General features: G+C 71.3%; 14 protein-coding genes. 10 read left to right on the forward strand and 4 right to left on the reverse strand.

The genetic code is table 11. From position 1 onward, the window contains the following. Positions 1–84 precede the first annotated feature (84 nt). Together HPA02_RS18325 and HPA02_RS03350 are read right to left on the reverse strand one after the other, a co-directional pair. Positions 85–2,718 (reverse strand): hypothetical protein, encoded by a 2,634-nt coding sequence (locus HPA02_RS18325; protein WP_222593970.1) that lies wholly within the window; start codon positions 2,716–2,718, stop codon positions 85–87. Positions 2,719–2,721: 3 nt separating this feature from the next. Continuing rightward, a complete protein-coding gene (locus HPA02_RS03350) occupies positions 2,722–3,993 on the reverse strand; it encodes a hypothetical protein (RefSeq protein ID WP_146801660.1) in 1,272 nt (423 codons plus the stop codon). A 192-nt stretch (positions 3,994–4,185) separates the two neighbouring features. On the opposite strand from HPA02_RS03350, the gene HPA02_RS03355 reads away from it, so the two are divergent. The 5 genes from HPA02_RS03355 to HPA02_RS03375 are packed head-to-tail and all read left to right on the forward strand — an operon-like array spanning position 4,186 to position 10,430. Then, positions 4,186–7,236, forward strand: a complete 3,051-nt coding sequence (locus tag HPA02_RS03355; RefSeq protein WP_222593971.1) for a peroxidase family protein — start codon at positions 4,186–4,188, stop codon at positions 7,234–7,236. Continuing rightward, positions 7,217–8,323 (forward strand): catalase family protein, encoded by a 1,107-nt coding sequence (locus tag HPA02_RS03360; RefSeq protein ID WP_146801661.1) that lies wholly within the window; start codon positions 7,217–7,219, stop codon positions 8,321–8,323. The genes HPA02_RS03355 and HPA02_RS03360 overlap by 20 nt, the downstream gene beginning before the upstream one ends. Then, on the forward strand, positions 8,320–8,769 hold the full coding sequence (locus HPA02_RS03365; protein ID WP_146801662.1) for a hypothetical protein: 450 nt from the start codon (positions 8,320–8,322) through the stop codon (positions 8,767–8,769). The genes HPA02_RS03360 and HPA02_RS03365 overlap by 4 nt, the downstream gene beginning before the upstream one ends. An 18-nt stretch (positions 8,770–8,787) precedes the next feature. Continuing rightward, entirely contained in the window at positions 8,788–9,018 is a 231-nt protein-coding gene (locus HPA02_RS03370; RefSeq protein WP_146801663.1) for a hypothetical protein, read from the forward strand. After that, positions 9,015–10,430: a patatin-like phospholipase family protein gene (locus tag HPA02_RS03375; RefSeq protein WP_186809911.1), complete on the forward strand. Its 1,416-nt coding sequence runs from the start codon at positions 9,015–9,017 to the stop codon at positions 10,428–10,430. Before HPA02_RS03370 ends, HPA02_RS03375 begins: the two co-directional genes overlap by 4 nt. On the opposite strand, the gene HPA02_RS03380 is transcribed toward HPA02_RS03375, so the two are convergent. Next, the gene (locus HPA02_RS03380) at positions 10,427–11,392 is read right to left on the reverse strand and encodes an arsenic resistance protein (RefSeq protein ID WP_146801665.1); all 966 of its coding nucleotides are present in this window, start codon (positions 11,390–11,392) and stop codon (positions 10,427–10,429) included. The genes HPA02_RS03375 and HPA02_RS03380 overlap by 4 nt on opposite strands. A gap of 162 nt (positions 11,393–11,554) precedes the next feature. On the opposite strand from HPA02_RS03380, the gene HPA02_RS03385 reads away from it, so the two are divergent. From HPA02_RS03385 to HPA02_RS03405, 5 genes are all read left to right on the forward strand, one after another. Next, on the forward strand, positions 11,555–13,531 hold the full coding sequence (locus HPA02_RS03385; RefSeq protein WP_146801666.1) for a ligand-gated channel protein: 1,977 nt from the start codon (positions 11,555–11,557) through the stop codon (positions 13,529–13,531). A gap of 133 nt (positions 13,532–13,664) precedes the next feature. Continuing rightward, a complete protein-coding gene (locus HPA02_RS03390; RefSeq protein WP_146801667.1) occupies positions 13,665–14,612 on the forward strand; it encodes an ABC transporter substrate-binding protein in 948 nt (315 codons plus the stop codon). An 80-nt stretch (positions 14,613–14,692) separates the two neighbouring features. Next, the gene (locus tag HPA02_RS03395; RefSeq protein WP_146801678.1) at positions 14,693–15,628 is read left to right on the forward strand and encodes a FecCD family ABC transporter permease; all 936 of its coding nucleotides are present in this window, start codon (positions 14,693–14,695) and stop codon (positions 15,626–15,628) included. 25 nt (positions 15,629–15,653) lie between these two features. Further along, positions 15,654–16,748, forward strand: a complete 1,095-nt coding sequence (locus HPA02_RS03400) for a FecCD family ABC transporter permease (RefSeq protein WP_146801668.1) — start codon at positions 15,654–15,656, stop codon at positions 16,746–16,748. 14 nt (positions 16,749–16,762) lie between these two features. Continuing rightward, positions 16,763–17,572, forward strand: a complete 810-nt coding sequence (locus HPA02_RS03405; protein WP_146801669.1) for an ABC transporter ATP-binding protein — start codon at positions 16,763–16,765, stop codon at positions 17,570–17,572. Here HPA02_RS03405 and HPA02_RS03410 read toward each other — a convergent pair. Beyond that, positions 17,563–18,972 carry an esterase/lipase family protein gene (locus HPA02_RS03410; protein WP_146801670.1) on the reverse strand — a complete coding sequence of 470 codons (1,410 nt, stop codon included), beginning with the start codon at positions 18,970–18,972 and terminating at the stop codon, positions 17,563–17,565. The two genes, HPA02_RS03405 and HPA02_RS03410, sit on opposite strands and share 10 nt — an antisense overlap. Positions 18,973–19,083: the final 111 nt, after the last annotated feature.

Consider the following 19,083-nt stretch of genomic DNA (forward strand, 5'->3'; position numbering starts at 1 on the left):
GCCCAGTCGGATCTTGATCCGGGGTGGACCCGATCAATTCGGCGACTACACAACGACGCGGGCAACGCGGTTAGCGCCGTGTCCTTAGGGTTTGAAGTGCTCCTCGCCGTTGATGCGCTGGCGCAGCCGCGAGGTCTCGGAGTAGATCAATTTGCGGGCGCGGTTCTGGTTGCCCAGGGGGCGGTGCTCGGGTAGGGCGTGCCAGGGGTTGATGGTGAGCTCCCGGGCCAGGCGCTTGCGGGCTTGGGTATCGAACTCCTGGCGCGGGAGGCGCAGTCGGGCCACGGGGATCTCCTCGGAGGTCCAGATGATCGAGGCGTCTTCGATGGGCATGGTCACCGGGTCCTCCTGGAACTGGATGCGCAGCTCGAAGACCACCTCCGCCTCCTCGCCCAGGGTGTCGACCATGGCTCGGCGCAGGTAGTCGTCCGGGGCGGGCAACGGCACCTTGGAGCGGCGCTCGAGCAGCGGCACGAAGCGGTACTTGATCGCTCGCCCCTTGCCATAGAGGTAGGGCACGCAGCTCCAGTAGCCGACCTCGAAGGGGCTACCGTGGGCCTTGGCGTGCAGGGCCTGGAGCAGCATATCGGCGTAGTGGGAATCGAAGGGGTTGAGGAAGTACCAGACCGGCATGCCGGCGCCGATCAGGCGCTGCAGCTTGGCGTTCTCGTAGACGTCCGGGGTGGTGAAGGTGGGGGCGCTGATCCCTGAAAAGTCCTGGGTATGGGCCTCGTCGTCGAGCAGCGTCTCCCCGGGCACGCCGAGCACCTTGACGCCCAGGCTCAGCACGCCGTTATCGCGCATGTCCGGCACCACCCTAGGGCCGGGGCCACCGAAACGCGCCCAGGCCTCGAAGGCGCGCGGTTCGCGGAACAGGCCGACGCGCAGGGGCTCGGGCAGTTCCAGCACCTCGAACTGGGCCTTTAACAGGCCATGGGTCTTGGTGTTGCCGGCCCGCTCGGCGGTGCCGTGGCGGTAGGTGCGCAGCAGGAACTCGCTCATCTGTTCGGTGATGCGCCGGGCCACCTCCGCCTCGCCGGCCAGCTCGCGCTCCTCGGCAAGCCCCAGGTCGGCATCGATGGCGTAGTGGCGCCGGCGCCATCGCAGCCAGGCCTGGAGGGCATCGGTCAGCGGCCATTGCAGGAGGCGGTCGACGCCGTTGCGCAGCCGGGTGGCCCGCCGCGACAGGGCCAGGCCGCGCTCCAGGGCATCGTTGATGGCGCGCCCGCCGCGCAACCACCAGGTATCCGGCAACAATACCGCCGGCGGCGCCGGGGCACTGGGCTCGGTGGTCAGCCCCCGGGGCGGGGCGGCCAGGTAGCGCAGCGCCCGCAACCCGGGCAAGAAGAAGTAGCCGCCGCCGCGCACCCTGACGAAGCGCGGCAGGCCTTGATAGCGGCAGCGCACCGGCTCCTCGGGCACGCTAAAGGCGTCGCCGCCCTTGTCCCCCGCGCCACGGCTGCCCACCAGCGGGTCGCTCTCGCCTCGCAGACCGGCGAAGTTGGCGTTCTCGAGCCAGGTGTGCTGCACGAACTCGAACTGGCGGCTCGGCTCGGCATTGAAGCAGAGGAAGTGCAGGCCACGCTCGACGCCGTCGTCGCCGGCGGCCAGCAGGGCCTCCGGGTCGAGCCCTTCGGCCAGCGGCGGGCCATAGGGGCGGCCGCGGCGCAATAGCCGGTGGCGATGGTTGATGGCCAGCGACGCCTCGGTACCGGGCCGGGGCGGCAGCATATCGCGAGGATTGGCGCGACGGATATGCGCACCCAGGGGGCAGCGCAGGCCATCGGGGTCCTCCTGGTGATAACCGAAGTCGTTGTCCGGCCCGGCCCCGCTGGGCCGCCGCGGCGCACGGATCAGCGACTCGCCGTCGGGCCAGCGACCCACCAGCTTGGCGGCCAGGGCCAGGCGTGCCTCCGGCGTCGGGGCCTGGTCGGCGAGCCAGCCCCAGAAGCCGGCCACGTCCTGGCTCAGTTGGCGAAACACCAGGTAGCTGCCGTTGCGGCCGAAGTCGCGCAGGTCGCTGTCCTCCACCACCTCGGGCAGCAGGCCCGCCGGGTCCTCGATGGGGTCGACCAGCGGGCGCAGGGTCAGCTGGTCGCGGGCATTGGGGTAGCCGAGCACGAACTCCCCCAGGGCGACCCGTTGGCGCGCGTCACGACTGGTGCTGACGCCGGCCAGCTTGGGGTCGGAGATGCCGTCGCGGAAGCCGAAGTGCTCCCGCCCGTCGGGCAGGCTACGGCTAGTCAGGGCGCTTACCACGCGAATGCCGGCGGCACCCAGGGCCGCCCACTCGCTAGCCAGCCGGGTCTCCATCTCTCCGGGGGTGGCGGCGTAGAGCATCAGCAGCGCGTGCAGCGGCTCGCCGTCGGGGCCGCCCCACTGCCAGTGCTCGGGGGCACTGCCGCCGGTATCGCCGAGGAGGCGACTGCGCCGCGCGGAGCCCGCCATGCCCTCACGGAACTCCCGGGCGAAGCCCTTCAAGGCCTGCCAGGAGAGCCCCAGGTGTTCGAGGCCCGTCCAAGTGAAGGCCAGGTGCAGGCGGCTGCCGCCCTGGGGGCGGCCCGCCGCAGCGGCCTCGATGCGTGGTAGCGCCTCCCCCAGCCAGGCACGGGCGGCCGCGGCCTCGCCGAAGGTCAGCAGCAGGAAACGCGCCTCGGGCAGGCCGGCGTAGCCGCTGAGCAGGATGCCCTGGATATCCTCGAACTCGAGTTCCGCCATGGGCTAGAGCCTCCGCAGCCAGGCGCGGCATTGCGCCTCGCTCATCTCGCCGGCGAGCCCGGCACGCACCGCCGCCTGGTTGGCCAGATTGACCGCGCTGCGCCCGGCATAGGCCGGGGCCCGGTACCAGACCGCGGTGGGCACCTGGTGGTCCCGGTAGTAGGCCTTGAAGGCCTGTTCGTCGGAGGCGCCGCCGAACAGCAGCCAGCGGGTGCGCGGCCAGCCCTCGCCGTTGCTGAATACCAGGTTGAGGCCGAAGGCGACCCGCTCGATGAAATCGTCCTGGTAGCTCTCGGGGCTGCCGTCGAAGTTGCTGAAGAAGTAGACCCGCTGGCCGCCGTCGAGGATCACCCAGCGGGCGAAGTGGATGGTATCCACCTCGGCCAGCTTGCCGCGGTAGAAGACCCAGGCGCTGGCCAGGTGCAGCAGCCATAGCGCCGGATAGAGCACCAGGCGCCGGAAGGGCCCGGCCTGGATGCGCCCCACCGCCGAGAGCTGGTTGTGCAGGCCATGGTCCTCGTCGGCCTCGAGGCGGCGCACCTGGGCGTCTCGGGGGCGACGATTATGGGGCGCGTTGGCGATCTCGTGGCCGCGCAGCAGGACCAGCGCCAGTAGGGTCAGCGGCCACAGCAGCAGGGCCAGCACTAGCCCTGCCAGGGCGATGGCGCCGAGCAGCCCCCCGCCCTGCAGCCTGCGCCAGCGGGACGGCCCCTCGGCGGGGCTCAGTGCCTCGCGCAGGTCATCGCGGCCAGCGACGAAGCGAATCAGCGCCCGGCGCACCGCCTGGGGCGACTGGCCCCGCCAGTCGTGCGTGTCCAGGTAGTCGCGTAGGGCATCATGCAGGCGTCCCTCGAGCGCCACCTGGGCCAGGGTGCGCCCCAGGGTATTGACGTAGAAGGCCCGCACCGGCAGCCGGTGGGCGTCGAGGAAGTCGTGCACTCGGGCGGGATCGGCGGGGTCGGGGAAGTCCTCGCAATGGCGGAGCAGCTCACTGAGGCCCGCGCCGCCCGCCGCGGCGATGGCCGCCAGGCAGGGGGCGATCTCGCCGTCGATATTGGCGGCCAGTACCAGTTGCGGCGGGTAGCGGCGCCCGCCGCGGCGGAAGGCCTCCGGGAGTAGCACCAGGCGGGCGAAGTGCACGCCCTCGAGGTTTGCGAAGGGCAGGACGGCGTTGCCACCCGGGTCGCCGCGCATGGCCTCGAGCCGCGCCCGCACCTCGGCCTCGTGGCCGGGCTTGAGGGTCATCACCAGGTTGAGTGCCGACTGCCCGCGCATCGCCCTGCCCCCCGTCCCTGTGTTGGCGTGGGATCGGCGGCCCGGGTGGCCGCCCGTGATCAGCAGTCTAGCCACTCCCGTCGATGGCAGTCTAAGAAAAGCGTTGACTATACTTCTCTCGCCTTACCGCCGATCGAGGAGGACGCGGCACGCCGCCCCCGGCCCCTGCGCGTTCCCAAGGAGGATACCGGCATGTCTGCCGTGCGCGAGGATGCCACCCGCTCCACTGGTCGCCGCCCCGGCTCGCTATTCCTTCGGTGGGCACGACGATCGGCACGGCAGTCGGTACGGCTATCGGCTGTCATGCTACTGGCGAGCCTGGCCGCCCTGGCACTGCCCGCCGTCGGCCAGACACCCCACGAGTCGCCCGACGAGGCGCCCCTCACCGACCGGGCCGGTTCCCATCCCGAGGCCGACCACCCCAGTTGGATGCAGACCTGGCAGGCCCTGCGCGCCTGCCGGCGGATGCTCGGCGGCGGCCTGCTGGAAGTGCCCGACGACCGCGCCGACCGCTTCCTGGGCAAGGTCCGCGAGGACACCGCCCACTGCCGTGGCGGTCGCCGCGCCCTGGCCTTCCTGGCCCTCGACACCCCCTGGGTCGACTGGCAGAGCTACTGGGCCACCGGCGACGGCGCCTCGCGCAACGCCCGCTACGACGAGGGCTGGATCCGCTCCCTGGTGGGCGGGCTCAGCGAACGCATCCACGCTAACCCCAATGCCCGCGGCATCGACGGCGCCCTGCTCGACCTGGAGTTCGCCCGGGTCGAGCTGATCAAGTTCAACCTCTTCGACAACCTCACCTATGCGGAGTACGTGCGGGGTCGCGACGGCGCCCCCGGCCCCACCCTACGCCGCTGGGACGCCCTGCGCCTGCCGCCGGAACACCCCCAGTATGAGGCGGTGGGCGGCGCCGGCGAGCAGCGCTGCCGGGGCGAGCTGATCCGCCACCGCACCCTCACCGGCATCTGCAACGACATCGACAACCCGCGCATGGGCGCGACCCGCACCCCCTTCGCCCGCAACGTGGCATTCACCGAGACCTTCCCCGATCAGGGCCATACCGAGCTGACCCGCAACCGCCACGGCGAGCGCCTCGACTTGATGACCCCGGACCCGCAGCGCATCAGCCGCGAGCTCTTCACCCGGCCCCAGTCACGGCCCGAGCTGTGCAACCAGGGCCGGGGGCTGCCCGGCCACGATCCCGCCGCCCACTGCGACTACCAGGCGGCGCCCTTCTTCAATGTGCTGGCCGCCTACTGGATCCAGTTCATGACCCACGACTGGTTCTCGCACCTGGACGAGGGCGAGAACGACCGCCGCCGACTGCTGCCGGCGGGCTGCGACGACCCGGCCCTGGGCTGCCGGCCGGAGGATCGCTTCCAGCCCAGCCTGGTGGCCGAGGATAGTCCGCCGGCCAGCTTCGACCACGCCGGCGAGCGCTACCTGGAACGCGCCCACCGCATCTTCGACAACACCGTCACCGCCTGGTGGGACGCCTCACAGATTTACGGCTACGACGAGCGCAGCCGGCGCCGAGTCATGCGCGACCCGGAGGACCCCGCCAAGCTGCGGCTCGAGCCCCTGGCGGACGGCGCGGATGGCTACCTGCCGCTGTTCGGCCCGAGTTGCGAGACGGCCAGCGAAGGGAGCGACTGCGACCCCATCCACCCGGTCTGGAGCGGCCAGGAGGCCGCCGCCTTCCCGGACAACTGGACCCTGGGCATCGCCTTCTACCACACCGTCTTCAGCCGCGAGCACAACGCCTTCGTCGACGCCTTCCGCGAGCGCGCCGCCGCCACCCCCGAGGCGGACTCCGGCCTGCGCGACCCCGCCGCCCCCGAGCGGGTGATCCGCTACGCCGAGGTCAGCGACGACGAGCTCTTCGAGGCGGCGCGCCTGGTGGTCGCGGCGATGATCGCCAAGATCCATACCATCGAGTGGACGCCCCAGCTGCTCTACAACGAGCCCCTCTACCGCGGCATGAACTCCAACTGGAACGGCCTGCTGGCCGAGCATCCGCTGATGGACGGGGTGATGAATCGGGTCGTGGAACGCCTGCGCGACTCCGACGACGACCGCCACGCCAATGCCTGGTACTCGGTGCTGGCCGCCGGCCCCGGCATCTTCGGCATGGGCAGCGAGCGCTACGCGGGGCACACGGTGTTCTCGCCCCTCCACCCAGGCCGCCGGGACCTCTGGTCGCTGGCCGACCCCGAGCACGTCAACGGCGGCACCAACCACTTCGGCTCGCCGTTCAACTTCCCCGAGGAATTCATCACCGTCTACCGCCTCCACCCCCTGGTGCCGGACCTGCTGGAGCTGCGTCGACTCGACGCCCCCGACCGCATCGCCCACAAGGTGCCGGCGGTGGAAGGCTTCCGCGCCGGCGCCAGCGAGCTGCTGCGCGACCATGGGGTGGCGGACTGGGCGCTGAGCCTGGGCCGCCAGCGCCTGGGCCTGCTCACCCTCGGCAACCATGGCCAGTTCCTGCAGAACCTGCCGATGCCCCACCTGGAGGGCTCCGGGCGCCTGGATATCGCCGCCCTGGATATCATCCGCGACCGCGAGCGTGGCGTACCGCGCTTCAACGAGTTCCGCCGCCAGTATGGCCTCAGGCAACTGACCGGCTTCGACGACTTTATCGACCCGCGGCTGCCGGCGGACCATCCCGAGCGCCGGCGCCAGGCCGAGCTGGTGGAGCGCATGCGCGAGATTTACGGCCAGCACGAGTGCGATGCCGACAAGATCATCTCCCACGCCTACCGGGACGCCGAGGGCAACTACCCCAACGACTGCCTGGGCCACCCGGACGGTAGCCTGGTGGACAATATCGAGGACGTGGATGCCGTGGTGGGCTGGCTGGCCGAGCCGGTGCGCCCCCACGGCTTCGCCATCTCCGAGACCCAGTTCGTGGTGTTTATCCTCAACGCCTCCCGGCGGCTGTTCAGCGACCGCTTCTTCACCTCCAGCTTCCGCCCGGAGTTCTACACCCAGCTGGGCCACGAGTGGGTGCTCAACAACGGCCCCGACGGCGTGGTCATGGAGGCCGGCACCCCCAACGGCCACCGCCAGCCGGTGTCGCCCATGAAGCGAGTACTGCAGCGCAGCGTGCCGGGGCTGGCCGAGGAGCTCGAGCCGGTGATCAATGTCTTCGACCCCTGGGCCCGGGATCGCGGCGACTACTACTCCCTTGAGTGGACGCCACGCCCGGGCGCCGAGAGCGATGACGCCTTCGCCGATTAGGCCCCGGCGGTTGGCCCTGATGGCGCTGCTGGCGACCCTGGCCGGCTGCGGCGAGGAACCACCGCCGGCGCTGGGCGAGGAGCGCGTCGCCCCCGGCGAGGCGGCCCTGGGCGCGGCCATGACCGAGCGTATCCTCGAGATCGGCGAGCGCCACCGGGCCACCGGCGAGCCCATCCCGCGCTTCAACCAGCCCAAGACGGTGGCCTGCGCCACCGCCACCTTCGAGGTGCCACCCCTGGACGACGACCTGGCGGTGGGGCTCTTCGCCGAGCCGGGCCGCTATGAGGCGCTGGTGCGTTTCGCCAATGCCACCCGGCAAGATGACCGCGACAAGGACCTGCGTGGCGCCTCGCTGCGCCTGTTCGGAGTACCGGGGGCCGAGAGCCTTGCCGGCCCGCCGGGCCAGCAGGACTTCCTGTTCAACAGCCACCCGGCGCTCTTCGCCGGCACCCCCGAGGCCTTCTACCGCTTCGTCGAGGCGGTGGCCGACGGGCGCCTCTGGTGGTACTTCGTCAACCCCCTGGCTCCCCAGCCCCGCTCGCTGATGATCGCCCTGCGCGCCCGCGACCGGTCCGTGAGCCCCTTGGCTGAGACCTACTGGAGCACCACCCCCTACCGCTTCGGCGAGGGCCACGCGGTGAAATACTCGCTGCGTTCCTGCGCCGGTGCCCCGGCTCCCATGGCGGCCCCCGACCCGGATCACCCCGACCACCTGCGCCATGCCCTGGCCGAACAGCTCGCCGAGGGCGAGGCCTGCCTGAGCTTCCGGGTGCAGTTCCAGACCGACCCGCAGGCCATGCCCATCGAGGACGCCTCGGTGGTGTGGGACGAGCACGCCTCGCCCTTCCGCCCGGTGGGCCGACTCACCCTGCATCGCCAGGCCATCGATACGCCCCGGGCCCTGGCGCGCTGCGAGTCGACGGTCTTCAACCCCTGGAACAGCCACCCGGCCCACCGCCCCCTGGGCGGCATCAATCGCCTGCGCCGGGCCATCTACCAGGCCGCCGGGGCCCAGCGCACCACCCATAACGCCACGCTTTCGGGTGACTCTCCGAGCGCCCCACCGACACAGGAGGAAGGGCCATGAGTGCCACCGTGCAAGCCTGGCTGGGCCTGAGCCGGGAACGCCTCGACGACCTCTATCGCCAGGCCGCCCCCGGCCCGATGCCCCGGGGCGAGACCCGCGGCACCCCCATCGTCACCGGCAGCCCCTTCGCCCGGGCCTATGCCCGTTTCGCCCGACTCTTCGCCTGGCAGGGCAAGGTCTTCGACATGTTCGCGGAGGACGGCTCCGCCGGGGTGCTGGTCAACAAGGTCACCCCCTTCGGCCTCAGCTTCGTGGTGGCCAAGGTCTACCGGGGCGAGAGCTGGATGGACGGCAAGGCCACCATCGTCATCGACTACTCCAGCACCTCCTTCTTCTTCCGCGCGGTGCGCGACGAGATCCGTGAGGTGGCGCCCGGCATCTACCTGGGCAAGGTGTGGCTGGGGCGCCGGCGGATTCTCGACTTCGCCCTCGAGACCCGCCGCTAACAAGGGGAGGACGACCCCATGGATCAGTACCTCAAGGTGAGCTACCCCAACCGGCGTAAGGTGTGGGTGGACGGCCGCCCCGCCGGCTGGACCAACCGGCTGCTGCAACTGGAGACCGGCCACCATGTGATCGGCCTCAACCCGCAGCGCCCCGACTTCACCCCCGAGTGCCACGAGATCCACTTGAGCGGCACCCGGGCCGATGCGCCCCTGGTGCTGCACTTCCGGCCATGGGAGGCCAGCCCATGAGCCGCCGCCTCGCCGGCCTGCTGTGCGCCTTGCTGCTGGCCGGCTGCGCCAGCTTCCCCGAGACCGCCCGCCTCGAGCGCATCGACCCCGAGACGGGCTACCGCTACGCCACCCTGGCGGACGCCGACGACGGCGAGGCGCTCTTCGTGGTCGTGACCTTCTCCGGCGGCGGCACCCGAGCCGCGGCCCTGGCCTACGGGGTACTGGAGGCCCTGCGCGACAGCCGGGTCCCCCTGGGCGGCGAGTCGCGCAACCTCCTCGAGGAGGTGGATATCCTCTCCTCGGTCTCCGGCGGCAGCTTTACCGCCGCCTACTATGCCCTGCACCGGGAGGCGATCTTCGCGGACGACGGGCCCTTCCTGCGCGACTTCCTCTACGCCGACCTGGAGGGCCGGCTCAAGCGCCGCCTGCTCAACCCCTACCACCTGGCTCGGCTCGCCTCCCCCACCTTCGGACGCATCGACCTGGCCGACGAGGTCTACCAGGCCACGCTGTTCGGCGACGCCACCTTCGCCGACCTGCCGCGACGCAAGCCTTTCCTGCTGCTTAACGCCACCGATATGACCAAGGGCTCGTCCTTCGCCTTTATCCAGGCCCAGTTCGATCCCCTCTGCGCCGACCTGGACGGCGTCACGATCTCCCGGGCGGTGGCCGCCTCCTCCAACTTCCCCATCGCCTTTACGCCCCTGGCGCTGAACGCCTACCCCGGCCAGTGCGACTACCGGGAGCCGGCCTGGGTGGAGCGCGGCCTGCGCGACCTGGCCTCCAACCCGCGCCGCTACTACCGCGCCCGCGGCCTGCGCCGCTATCAGGAACCGAATCGAGAGTACGTGCATCTGCTGGACGGCGGCGTGGCCGACAACCTGGGCCTGCGCCTGCCGCTGACCGCCCTGCGCTCCAGCGACCCGCCCTGGAGCCTGCTGACCCGCCTCAACCTGGAGACGATCGACAAGCTGGTGATCATCGTGGTGGATGCCAGGCCCGACCGGGACCCCGGCTACGATGCCTCGCCCCGGGCGCCGGGGCTGCGCGCCGTGGTCAACCAGATCTCCAGCGTGCCCATGGCCAACTACTCCTTCGACAGCGTCGAGCTGCTGCGCCAGACCCTGCGCACCCGCGCCGACGCCCAGCAGCTTTCGGCCCGGCAAGAAGCCCCGGAGGACACCCTGCACGCCGCCGAGCTCTACCGCATCTATGTGGGCTTCGACCAGCTCGCCGACGCCGCGACCCGCGACTATTTCCTCAACCTGCCCACCAGCTTCCATCTCCCCGACGCCGACGTCACCGCCCTGCGCCGGGTCGGGCGGACCCTGCTCGACGGCGCCCCCTGCTTCCAGTCGCTGCTCAGCGGCGATTACGACGAGGCCGCCTGCGTGCAAGGGCAGCCCTCCGAGGGGGTGGCGTTTCCTTAGGGGATGGGGAAGAGACGCGGTACCCAGCGCAGGAAGAGCAGCATCCCGAGCAGCTCGACCAGGGACTGGATCACCACCACGCTGACCGCGGCCTCGAAGCCGGCGGGCAGCGCCAAGGCCAGCGGCAGCACCACGAAGGAGTTTCGCGAGCCGAAGCCGAAGGCCAGCACCCGGCCCTGGGCGGCGGGCAGCCGAAAGGCGCGGCCCAACAACCAGGCGAGCCCCAGGGCCACGCCGAGGAAGCCGGCGAACAGCGGCACCAGCCCGAACAGCAGGCCCAGGTGATCGCTCACTACGCCCACCTGCCCCGCCGCCACCAGGAAGAGCACCAGGGCCAGCAGCGGCACCGGTAACCAGCCCAGCCCGGCCACCAAGCGTTGTCGCCAGGGACGCCGTTCGCTCGAGCCCTGCCTGGCCCAGCGCTCGGTCAACCAGGCCGCGACCAGGGGCAGCAGGATCAACCCGACGAAGGCCCCCAGCAGCTCCCGCCGCAACAACCCCGCCAGGGCCGCCTGGTCGAGAAACCACCAGAGGTAGAGGGGCAGCAACAGCAATTGCAGCAACAGGCAGAGCGGCGTCAGGGCCAAGGCGGCGGGGGTATCGCCGCCGCCCAGGTGGGTAAAGACCAGGAACCAGTCGGTGCAGGGCACCAGCAGCACCAGCAGGATGCCCAGCCTCACCGGCGGCGCCAGGGGCAGTTGCGCCAGGCCCCAGAGCAGCAGCGGTATCACCAGGAAATGGCCCAGCAGGGCCGCCGCCAGCAAGCGAGTCCTCGCCAACCGCCGCCAGGCACCGGCTAAGGGTACCTGAGTAAAGGTGGCGTAAAGCAGGGCCCCCAGCAGTGGCCAGAGCCCCGCCATCAGGGCCTCGGCCAGGCTCCCCCAGTAAGCGCCCACCCACAGGCCAACGCCCACCGCCAGCAGGTAGAGCCCCACCTGATACTGTTCCAGCCGTTCCCGCATGCCTCCTCCCTATCACCGCATTCCTTATCACCTCGTTCCTTATCGCGTTGTGATTCGCCGAACGGGCCGTTCGACCCTTAGGGGGCGAACTTATGAAACAATGAGATGCATTCTCATTATCAACCATGCCGGTCCCACCGGCCCTGCTCAAGGAGCGAGTGCATGTCTCCCCCCCTCTCCCGACGCCTGCTGTCCCGCGCCATCGCCTCCCTGGCGGCCCTGTCCATCCAGCCCGCCCTGGCCACCCAGGCCGACGACGGCCAGCGACTCGACAACATCGTCGTCACCGCGGCGGGCTTCGAACAGCAGCTCCAGGATGCCCCGGCCTCGATCAGCGTCATCGACCGCGAGCAACTGGAGCGGCGCCACTACCGGGACCTCACCGACGCCCTGCGCGACGTGCCCGGGGTGATCGTCACCGGCGGCGGCGCCGGCGACAACGGCGCCGATATCAGCATCCGCGGCATGCCGGCCCAGTACACCCTGCTGCTGGTGGACGGCCGCCCGCGCAACTCCCGGGAATCGCGCCCCAACGGCAGCGCCGGCTTCGAGCAGGACTGGCTGCCGCCGCTGCCCGCCATCGAGCGCATCGAGGTGATCCGCGGCCCCATGTCGACCCTCTACGGCTCGGATGCGATCGGCGGGGTGATCAACGTCATCACCCGCAAGGTAGCCGAGGAGTGGCATGGCGAGTTGCGGCTCGACACCGTGCTCCAGGAGGACGGCGCCTCCGGCGACAGCCGCCAGGCCAATGTCTACCTCAGCGGCGCCCTGGTCCCCGACCTGCTGGGACTGCAGGTCTATGGCCGCGCCTCCCAGCGCGACGAGGACGATATCCTCAACGGCTACGAGGACAAGCGCCTGCAGAGCCTGACCGCGCGCCTGACCCTGACCCCTCACCAGGACCATGATATCGCCCTCGAGGCCGGGCGCACCCATCAAGAGCGGCGCTCGCTGGTGGGCCGCTCGGCGCCCGCCGAAGGCTGTCGTGGCGGCTGCACGAACAGCATCGGCGACTACAGCAACGAACACCTGGCGCTGAGCCATAGCGGGCGCTGGGGCCTCGGCACCAGCGAGAGCCACCTGCAGCGCGAGGTGAGCGAGAACGACTCCCGCGAGATGGAGATCACCAACACCCAGGCGCGTACCAGCCTGCTGCTGCCGCTGGGCCGTCATATGCTGACCCTGGGCGCCGACTACGAGGAGGAGTCGCTGGACGACCGGACCAGCAACCGCATCTCCGACCGCACCCAGGTATCCAGCAGCCAGTGGGGCCTGTTCGTCGAGGACGAATGGCTGCTCACCGAGCGCTGGGCGCTGACCGGCGGGGTACGCCTGGACGATAACGAGAACTACGGCAGCCATATCAGCCCGCGCCTCTACAGCGTCTTCAACCTGACCCCGCGGTGGACCCTCAAGGGCGGCGTCTCCACCGGCTACCGCTCGCCGAGCCTGCGCGAGATCACCCCCGACTGGGGCCAAGTGAGCCGCGGCGGCAACATCTACGGCAACCCCGACCTGGAGCCGGAGACCTCCCTCAACAAGGAGCTGGCGCTGCTCTACAGCGACGATAACGGCCTGAGCGCCGGCCTGACCCTCTTCCACAACGACTTCGAGGACAAGATCACCCGCATCGCCTGCCCGATCAGCATCTGCACCGACGGCCCCAACCAGTTCGGCAGCGATCCCACCTACCGCGTGAACGTCGACGAGGCGATCACCCAGGGCGCCGAACTGCACCTGACCGCGCCGCTGGGCGAGCGCCTGGCGCTCACCGGCAGCTACACCTTCACCGACTCCGAACAGAAGAGCGGCGAGTACGAAGGCGAGCCGCTGACCCAGCTACCGCGCCACCAGGCCAGCCTGAGCCTCGACTGGCAGGCCTCCGAGCGCCTCGACCAGTGGACCCGCGTGACCTACCGCGGCGAGGAGAGCCAACCCAACACCGGGCCGTCCCAGAGCGCCATCGTCGCCCCCTCCTACACCTTCGTCGACGCCGGCCTCGGCTACCAGCTGACCCCCAGCGCGCGGCTCAATGCCGGCATCTACAACCTCTTCGACGAGACCATCACCTACGACGAGTACGGTTATGTGGAAGATGGGCGCCGCCTGTGGCTGGGCCTCAATGTCAGCTTCTGATCGACCGTTGCGATTCCTCGAACGGGGCGTTGCACGCCCCGTCGAGAAGATGCGTTTGAAATTGATTAACATTCACCGGCTGTCATCCCCGAGCCTGGGGCATGGCACCCGCCTGACACTCAAGGAGCGTCCCATGTCACCGTCCGCCTTCCCCCGCCGCCGCGTCGCCGGCTTGGCGCTGCTGCTCGGCCTCGCCGCCGCCCAGTCCGCCCTGGCCACCACGCTGGAGACCGCCCACGGCCCCGTGGAGGTAGGCGATGACCCGCAGCGGGTGGTGACCCTCTACGAGGGCGCCCTGGACGCGGCGCTAGCCGGCGGCGTGGTGCCGCTCGGTGCGGTAACCACCCGTGGCGGTGACGGCGTGGCCGGCTATATCGACGACTACCTGGACGCCCGCCACCCCGACGCGGAGCCTGCCATCGTCGGCGTGGTCCGCGAGATCAACCTCGAGGCGGTGCTGGCCCAGCGCCCCGACCTGATCCTGGCGCCGCCGCAGCTCGCCGACGAACAGTACGCCCTGCTGTCGCGTCTCGCCCCCACCGTGGTGCCGCCCACCCGCCCCCTGGCCGCCGATAACTGGAAGCACGAAGCCCGCCTCTACGGCCAGGCCCTGGGCCGCGAGGCCCAGTTGGAGGCGGCCATCGCGGCGGTGGAGGAGCGCGCGCAAGCACTGACCGAGGCGCTCGCCGACGCCGAAGTGAGCGGCGAAGTGAGCCTGGTGCGCTGGATGCCCCAGGGCCCCCTGGTGATGTCCGAACGGCTCTTCGCCAGTGGGCTGCTCGCGGCGACCGGCCTGACATTCAGCGATGGCGACCTGGTCAACGACCGCGGCGTGCACAGCGACCCGCTAAGCCTGGAGAACCTGTCCCGGGTCGATAGCGACTGGCTGTTCCTGGCCACCCTCAATGCCGACGGCCAGGAGGCCCTGGAGGCGGCGCGCACCTCACCGGCCTTCGAGCGCCTCGAGGCGGTGGCCAACGACCGGGTGGTACCGGTGGATGGTCAGCTGTGGACCAGCGCCAACGGGCCCCTGGCGGCCCAGGCGATCCTCGACGATATCGAAGCCGCCCTGTTGCCGTGATCGCCGCCCTGCCTCGCCGCCTGCTGCCCGAGGGACTCGCCCTGCCGCTGGCCGGCCTCACCCTAGCGTTGAGCCTGGTGATGCTGGCCAGCCTGCTGCTGGGCGCCGGCGAGGTGACGCCCACCCGCGCCCTGGCGGTGCTGGCCGGCGGCGGCGACGACGAGGCCCGCTTCGTGGTGGGCTCGCTGCGCCTGCCGCGTACCCTGGTCGGCGCCGCCGTGGGCCTGGCCCTGGGCATGGCCGGGGCCCTGCTTCAGGCGGTGTCGCGCAACCCCCTGGCCGAGCCCGGCCTGCTGGGGGTCAGCGCCGGCGCCGCCTTCGCCGTGGCCCTGGCCCTGTGGCTGGGTGCCAGCGCCACCACCCTGCGCGTGGCGGTGGCCCAGGCCGGTGCCCTGGCCGGCTGCCTCTGCGTGCTGGGGGTGGCGCGGCTGCGTGGCCTGGGTAACGACCCCATTCGCCTGGTACTGGCCGGGGCCGCCTTCTCGGCGTTGCTGGCCGCCCTCACCTCGCTGCTGCTGCTCTTCGATCAGCGCGCCGCCGACGAGATCCGCTTCTGGGTGATCGGCAGCCTCTCCGGGCGCCGCCTGGCGGACCTGCTGGCGGTGCTGCCCAGCCTGGCCCTGGCGCTCGCCATCACCCTCCTGGTGGCGCGCCCCCTGGCGGCCCTGGCGCTGGGCGAACGAGTCGCCTCGGGGCTCGGCCACCGCCCGGGCCGGGTGCGTGGCCTGGTGGTGCTGGCGGTGGCGCTGCTGGTGGGGGCGGCCACCGCCATCGCCGGGCCCATCGCCTTCGTCGGCCTGGTGGTGCCCTTCGCCGCCCGTGCCCTGGCCGGCCCGGACATTCGCCGTACCCTCTGGCTCTGCCTGCCCCTGGGACCGCTGATGGTGATCGGCGCCGATATTCTCTCGCGACTGCTGGTGGCCCCTTCGGAGCTGTCGCTGGGCGTGCTCACCGCCCTGTGCGGTGCCCCGGTGCTGATCCTGGTGGTACGCGCCCGCCGCCTGCCGAGCCTCTGAGTCAGGAGAGACGCCTGGAGCCCCCATGCTATTGAGTCCCGTCGAGACCAGCCGCCGCCACGCCACCGCCCCCGCCGAGGTCAGCGCGCCGCCGGGGCACTGGCGCCTGGCCTGGGGTCGCCATAGCCTGCTCATCGACCGGCGCGACCTGGGCGCTATCCTGTTGCTGCTGCTCGGCCTGCTGGCGGCCTCCGCCGCCTACCTGGCCCTGGGCAGCGTGCCCCTGGGACTCGACGAGCTCTACGCCGGCCTGGCCGGCCACGGCGCCCCCCTGGCCGGCGTCCTGATCCAGGAACTGCGCCTGCCGCGCCTGATCGCGGCCTGGCTCACCGGCGCCGCCTTCGCGGTGGCCGGCTGCCTGATGCAGACCCTGGCCCGCAACCGCCTGGCCACCCCGGGGATCATCGGCATCGACAACGGCGCCACCGCCTTCGCCGTGGCCTCGGTGGTGGGCCTGGGAGTCTCCCTCGCGCCCCCGGCCATGGCCCTGGCCGGCGCCACCACCGCCGCGGCCCTGACCTTCGGCCTGGCCAGCGGCGGCGGTACCCGCGGCTACCGCTTTATCGTCGCCGGCATCGGCGTGGGGGCGGTGTTCGGTGCCATCACCCAGCTGCTGCTGGCGCGGGTGGCCATCGATACCGCCAATGCCGCCTACCCCTGGACGGTGGGCACCCTCAACGCCCGCTCCGGCCAGGCGGTCACGGTGCTGGCCCTGGGCCTGGCCATCGGCCTGCCCCTGGCGCTGGCCCTGGCCCGCTCGCTGAGCCTGATGCGCTTCAGCGACGCCGTGGCCAGTGGTCTCGGCGTCACGCTGCACCGGCGCCGCCGGCAGGTGCTGTCGCTGTCGGTGCTGCTGACCGCTCTGGCCGTGGCGGTGGCCGGCCCGGTGGGCCTGGTGGGCCTGGTGGGCCCGGAGATCGCCCGCGCCCTGACCTCGAAGCGCGGCGTGCCGCTGCTGGCGTCGGCCCTGGCCGGGGCCCTGGTGATGGTCCTGGCCGACCTCACCGGGCGACTATTGCTGGCCCCCATCGAGCTGCCGGTGGGCATCGTCACCGCCATCGTCGGTGGCCCCTGGCTGCTCTGGATCCTGCTGCGCCCCGCCGCCAAACCCCTGGCCTAGAGAAGGAATCGCCCATGACCGCCGACCCGCATCGCCTCCAGGCCCAGGGCCTCCGCCTGGCCCATGGTCGCCAGGCCGTGATCGACGGCCTCGACCTGAGCCTGCCGCCGGGCCGGGTGACCGCCATCGTCGGGCCCAATGGCTGCGGCAAGTCGACCCTGCTGGCCGGCCTGGCCCGGCTGCACGCCCCGGCGGGCGGCGCGGTGCTGCTCGATGGCCAGGATATCCAGCGCCTGCCGGCGCGCACCCTGGCCCGGCGCCTGGCGCTGCTGCCCCAGGAGGCCAGCGCCCCGGAGGGGCTCACCGTGGGCGACCTGATTCGCTTCGGCCGCCAGCCCCACCAGGGCTGGCTGCGCCAGTGGTCCGCCGACGACCAGCGGGCGGTCAGCGAGGCGCTGGCCGCGGCGGACCTGGAGGCGCTGGCCGAGCGCCCCCTGGAGGCGCTCTCCGGCGGCCAGCGCCAACGCGCCTGGATCGCCATGACCATCGCCCAGCAGACCCCGCTGCTGCTGCTCGACGAGCCCACCTCGGCCCTGGACCTGGGCCACCAGTTGGAGGTCTTCGAGCTGGTGCGGCGCCTGGCCGAGGCCGGACGCACCCTGGCCCTGGTCCTCCATGACCTGCCCAGCGCCTGCCGCTACGCCGACCACCTGGTGGCCATGCGCGACGGCCGCATCATCGCCCAGGGCCCGCCCGCCGAGGTGGTCACCCGGGAACTGGTACGCGCGCTCTATGACGTGGAGTGCACCCTGCTCAGCGACCCGGCCACCGGCACCCCGGTGCTCACCGACCTGCGCCGGGTGCGCGCCCCCCACTACGCCTGATCCGCATCGTCGCGCAGCGTCACGACCCGCTCGTGCTGGGAGCGATGCAGGACGATATCCACCAGCAGGGTGCGATGCGGCCGGAAGAAGGCGGCCAGTTGGGCCGCGTCCAGGCGCAGGTCGTCGATATCCTCGTCGGCATAGGTGCGAAAGCCCACCGGGGGATCCGCCGCCTCCCGCCCCAGCATCGGAGCCGCGGTGATCGACAGGCCCAACGCCGTGCCGGCCTTGGCCACCTCGTGACGCAGCCGGGCGGTATCGATATAGAAGCTGCGATAGGAGCTGTCGTTAGCGTAGGGATGCACCTTGAGGATGATCTCCTCGTGCATCACCCGGGCCAGGGCGCCGCCGTCACGGCGGTCGTCCCGGGGATCATAGAACTCGATCAAATAGTCCGGCACCGGTGCCCCGAACTGATCCACCACCCGCACCAGGGTGTTCTGGTAGCCGGGCTTGCCCCGTCGCCCGCCGGGGACCCGCGTCAGGGCCAGGGTCGCCGCCTCCCAGGCATCACAGTGAGCCGCGAAGCCGTCGTCCTCGACCGCCAGGGCCTCGAGGATCAGCCCCAGGGCCCGGCGTTGGGCGGCACTGAGGCGACTCTCCGGGGTATCGAGCTTGATGGTGGTGTGATCCAGGCCATCGACGATGCGAAAGGCACAGCGTCCGCTGGAGTCCTGCCACCCGGCCAGGCGCGGCACCGTGACCGGACGCCCCTCATGGTGGCCCTCCTCGAAGTGGATACGCCCCCGGGCGCAATCGAGGTTGGCGGTGGAAATACGCACCGTGCCGTCGCCTCCCGCCTCGTTGGCCACCGCGCGGATGCCGCCGTAACCGCGGTTGCCGACCAGCACGCTGCACAGGGTACGCCCCGGGGCGAAGGGGCCCGGCTCGTCCGCGAAGCGGTCGCGCAGGGCCAGCGCCCAACTATAGGGGCTGGCCAGCTCCAGGCCACGCAGGAGCTCGGCGCCGGCCTCGAATCGCGGCTGATCCGGGTGGGCGTGAAAGAAGCCATTGACCGCCCGCCCCACCAGCGAGCGCCCGCGATGGGCCAGGGGCGAGCCGAAGTTGGCCGGGGCCAGCATCACCAAGTGCTTGATGGGGTAGGCGTCGGGGGCGAAGTGACGGGCCAGCCAGTCACGGATCACCAGGCCGCCGGTGGAGTGGACGATGGCGTCGACGCTGGCCGGGGTGCGCGGCAGATCGTGGCGGGTCCAGGCCCGCTCCAGGGCCGCCTGGAGATCGTCGAAGCGCAGGGCGTCGTGGCGGGAGAGGTAGTCGCCGAGGGCGATGTGCCGAATGCCTCGCTCGTCCAGGTGACGACGCAGGTGGCCGGCCAGGCGTTCGAAGGCCTCGCCGGTGTCGTTCCAGCCATGCAGCAGGATCAGGGGTCGCTGGGCCATGGCGCGCCTCTCCCTCGACAGGCCCCGGATGGGGCGGCCGCCGTGGCCCGGCGGCCCTGCTCCCAGCTTAGGCTGTGTCTGAAAAGTCAGCGAGCGAAGGTCAGACAAGGC

Origin of the sequence: Bisbaumannia pacifica (assembly GCF_007989625.1) — a bacterium.
Classification (GTDB): Bacteria; Pseudomonadota; Gammaproteobacteria; order Pseudomonadales; family Halomonadaceae; genus Bisbaumannia; species Bisbaumannia pacifica.

Excerpts from the sequence above, each read along its gene's own strand:
- HPA02_RS03400 (WP_146801668.1), top strand. The coding sequence starts at position 15,654 with ATGCTATTGAGTCCCGTCGAGACCAGCCGCCGCCACGCCACCGCCCCC.
- HPA02_RS03385 (WP_146801666.1), top strand. The coding sequence starts at position 11,555 with ATGTCTCCCCCCCTCTCCCGACGCCTGCTGTCCCGCGCCATCGCCTCC.
- HPA02_RS03405 (WP_146801669.1), top strand. The coding sequence starts at position 16,763 with ATGACCGCCGACCCGCATCGCCTCCAGGCCCAGGGCCTCCGCCTGGCC.
- HPA02_RS03380 (WP_146801665.1), bottom strand. The coding sequence starts at position 11,392 with ATGCGGGAACGGCTGGAACAGTATCAGGTGGGGCTCTACCTGCTGGCG.
- HPA02_RS03360 (WP_146801661.1), top strand. The coding sequence starts at position 7,217 with ATGACGCCTTCGCCGATTAGGCCCCGGCGGTTGGCCCTGATGGCGCTG.
- HPA02_RS03375 (WP_186809911.1), top strand. The coding sequence starts at position 9,015 with ATGAGCCGCCGCCTCGCCGGCCTGCTGTGCGCCTTGCTGCTGGCCGGC.
- HPA02_RS03390 (WP_146801667.1), top strand. The coding sequence starts at position 13,665 with ATGTCACCGTCCGCCTTCCCCCGCCGCCGCGTCGCCGGCTTGGCGCTG.
- HPA02_RS03350 (WP_146801660.1), bottom strand. The coding sequence starts at position 3,993 with ATGCGCGGGCAGTCGGCACTCAACCTGGTGATGACCCTCAAGCCCGGC.
- HPA02_RS18325 (WP_222593970.1), bottom strand. The coding sequence starts at position 2,718 with ATGGCGGAACTCGAGTTCGAGGATATCCAGGGCATCCTGCTCAGCGGC.
- HPA02_RS03395 (WP_146801678.1), top strand. The coding sequence starts at position 14,693 with ATGCTGGCCAGCCTGCTGCTGGGCGCCGGCGAGGTGACGCCCACCCGC.
- HPA02_RS03355 (WP_222593971.1), top strand. The coding sequence starts at position 4,186 with ATGTCTGCCGTGCGCGAGGATGCCACCCGCTCCACTGGTCGCCGCCCC.
- HPA02_RS03410 (WP_146801670.1), bottom strand. The coding sequence starts at position 18,972 with ATGGCCCAGCGACCCCTGATCCTGCTGCATGGCTGGAACGACACCGGC.
- HPA02_RS03370 (WP_146801663.1), top strand. The coding sequence starts at position 8,788 with ATGGATCAGTACCTCAAGGTGAGCTACCCCAACCGGCGTAAGGTGTGG.
- HPA02_RS03365 (WP_146801662.1), top strand. The coding sequence starts at position 8,320 with ATGAGTGCCACCGTGCAAGCCTGGCTGGGCCTGAGCCGGGAACGCCTC.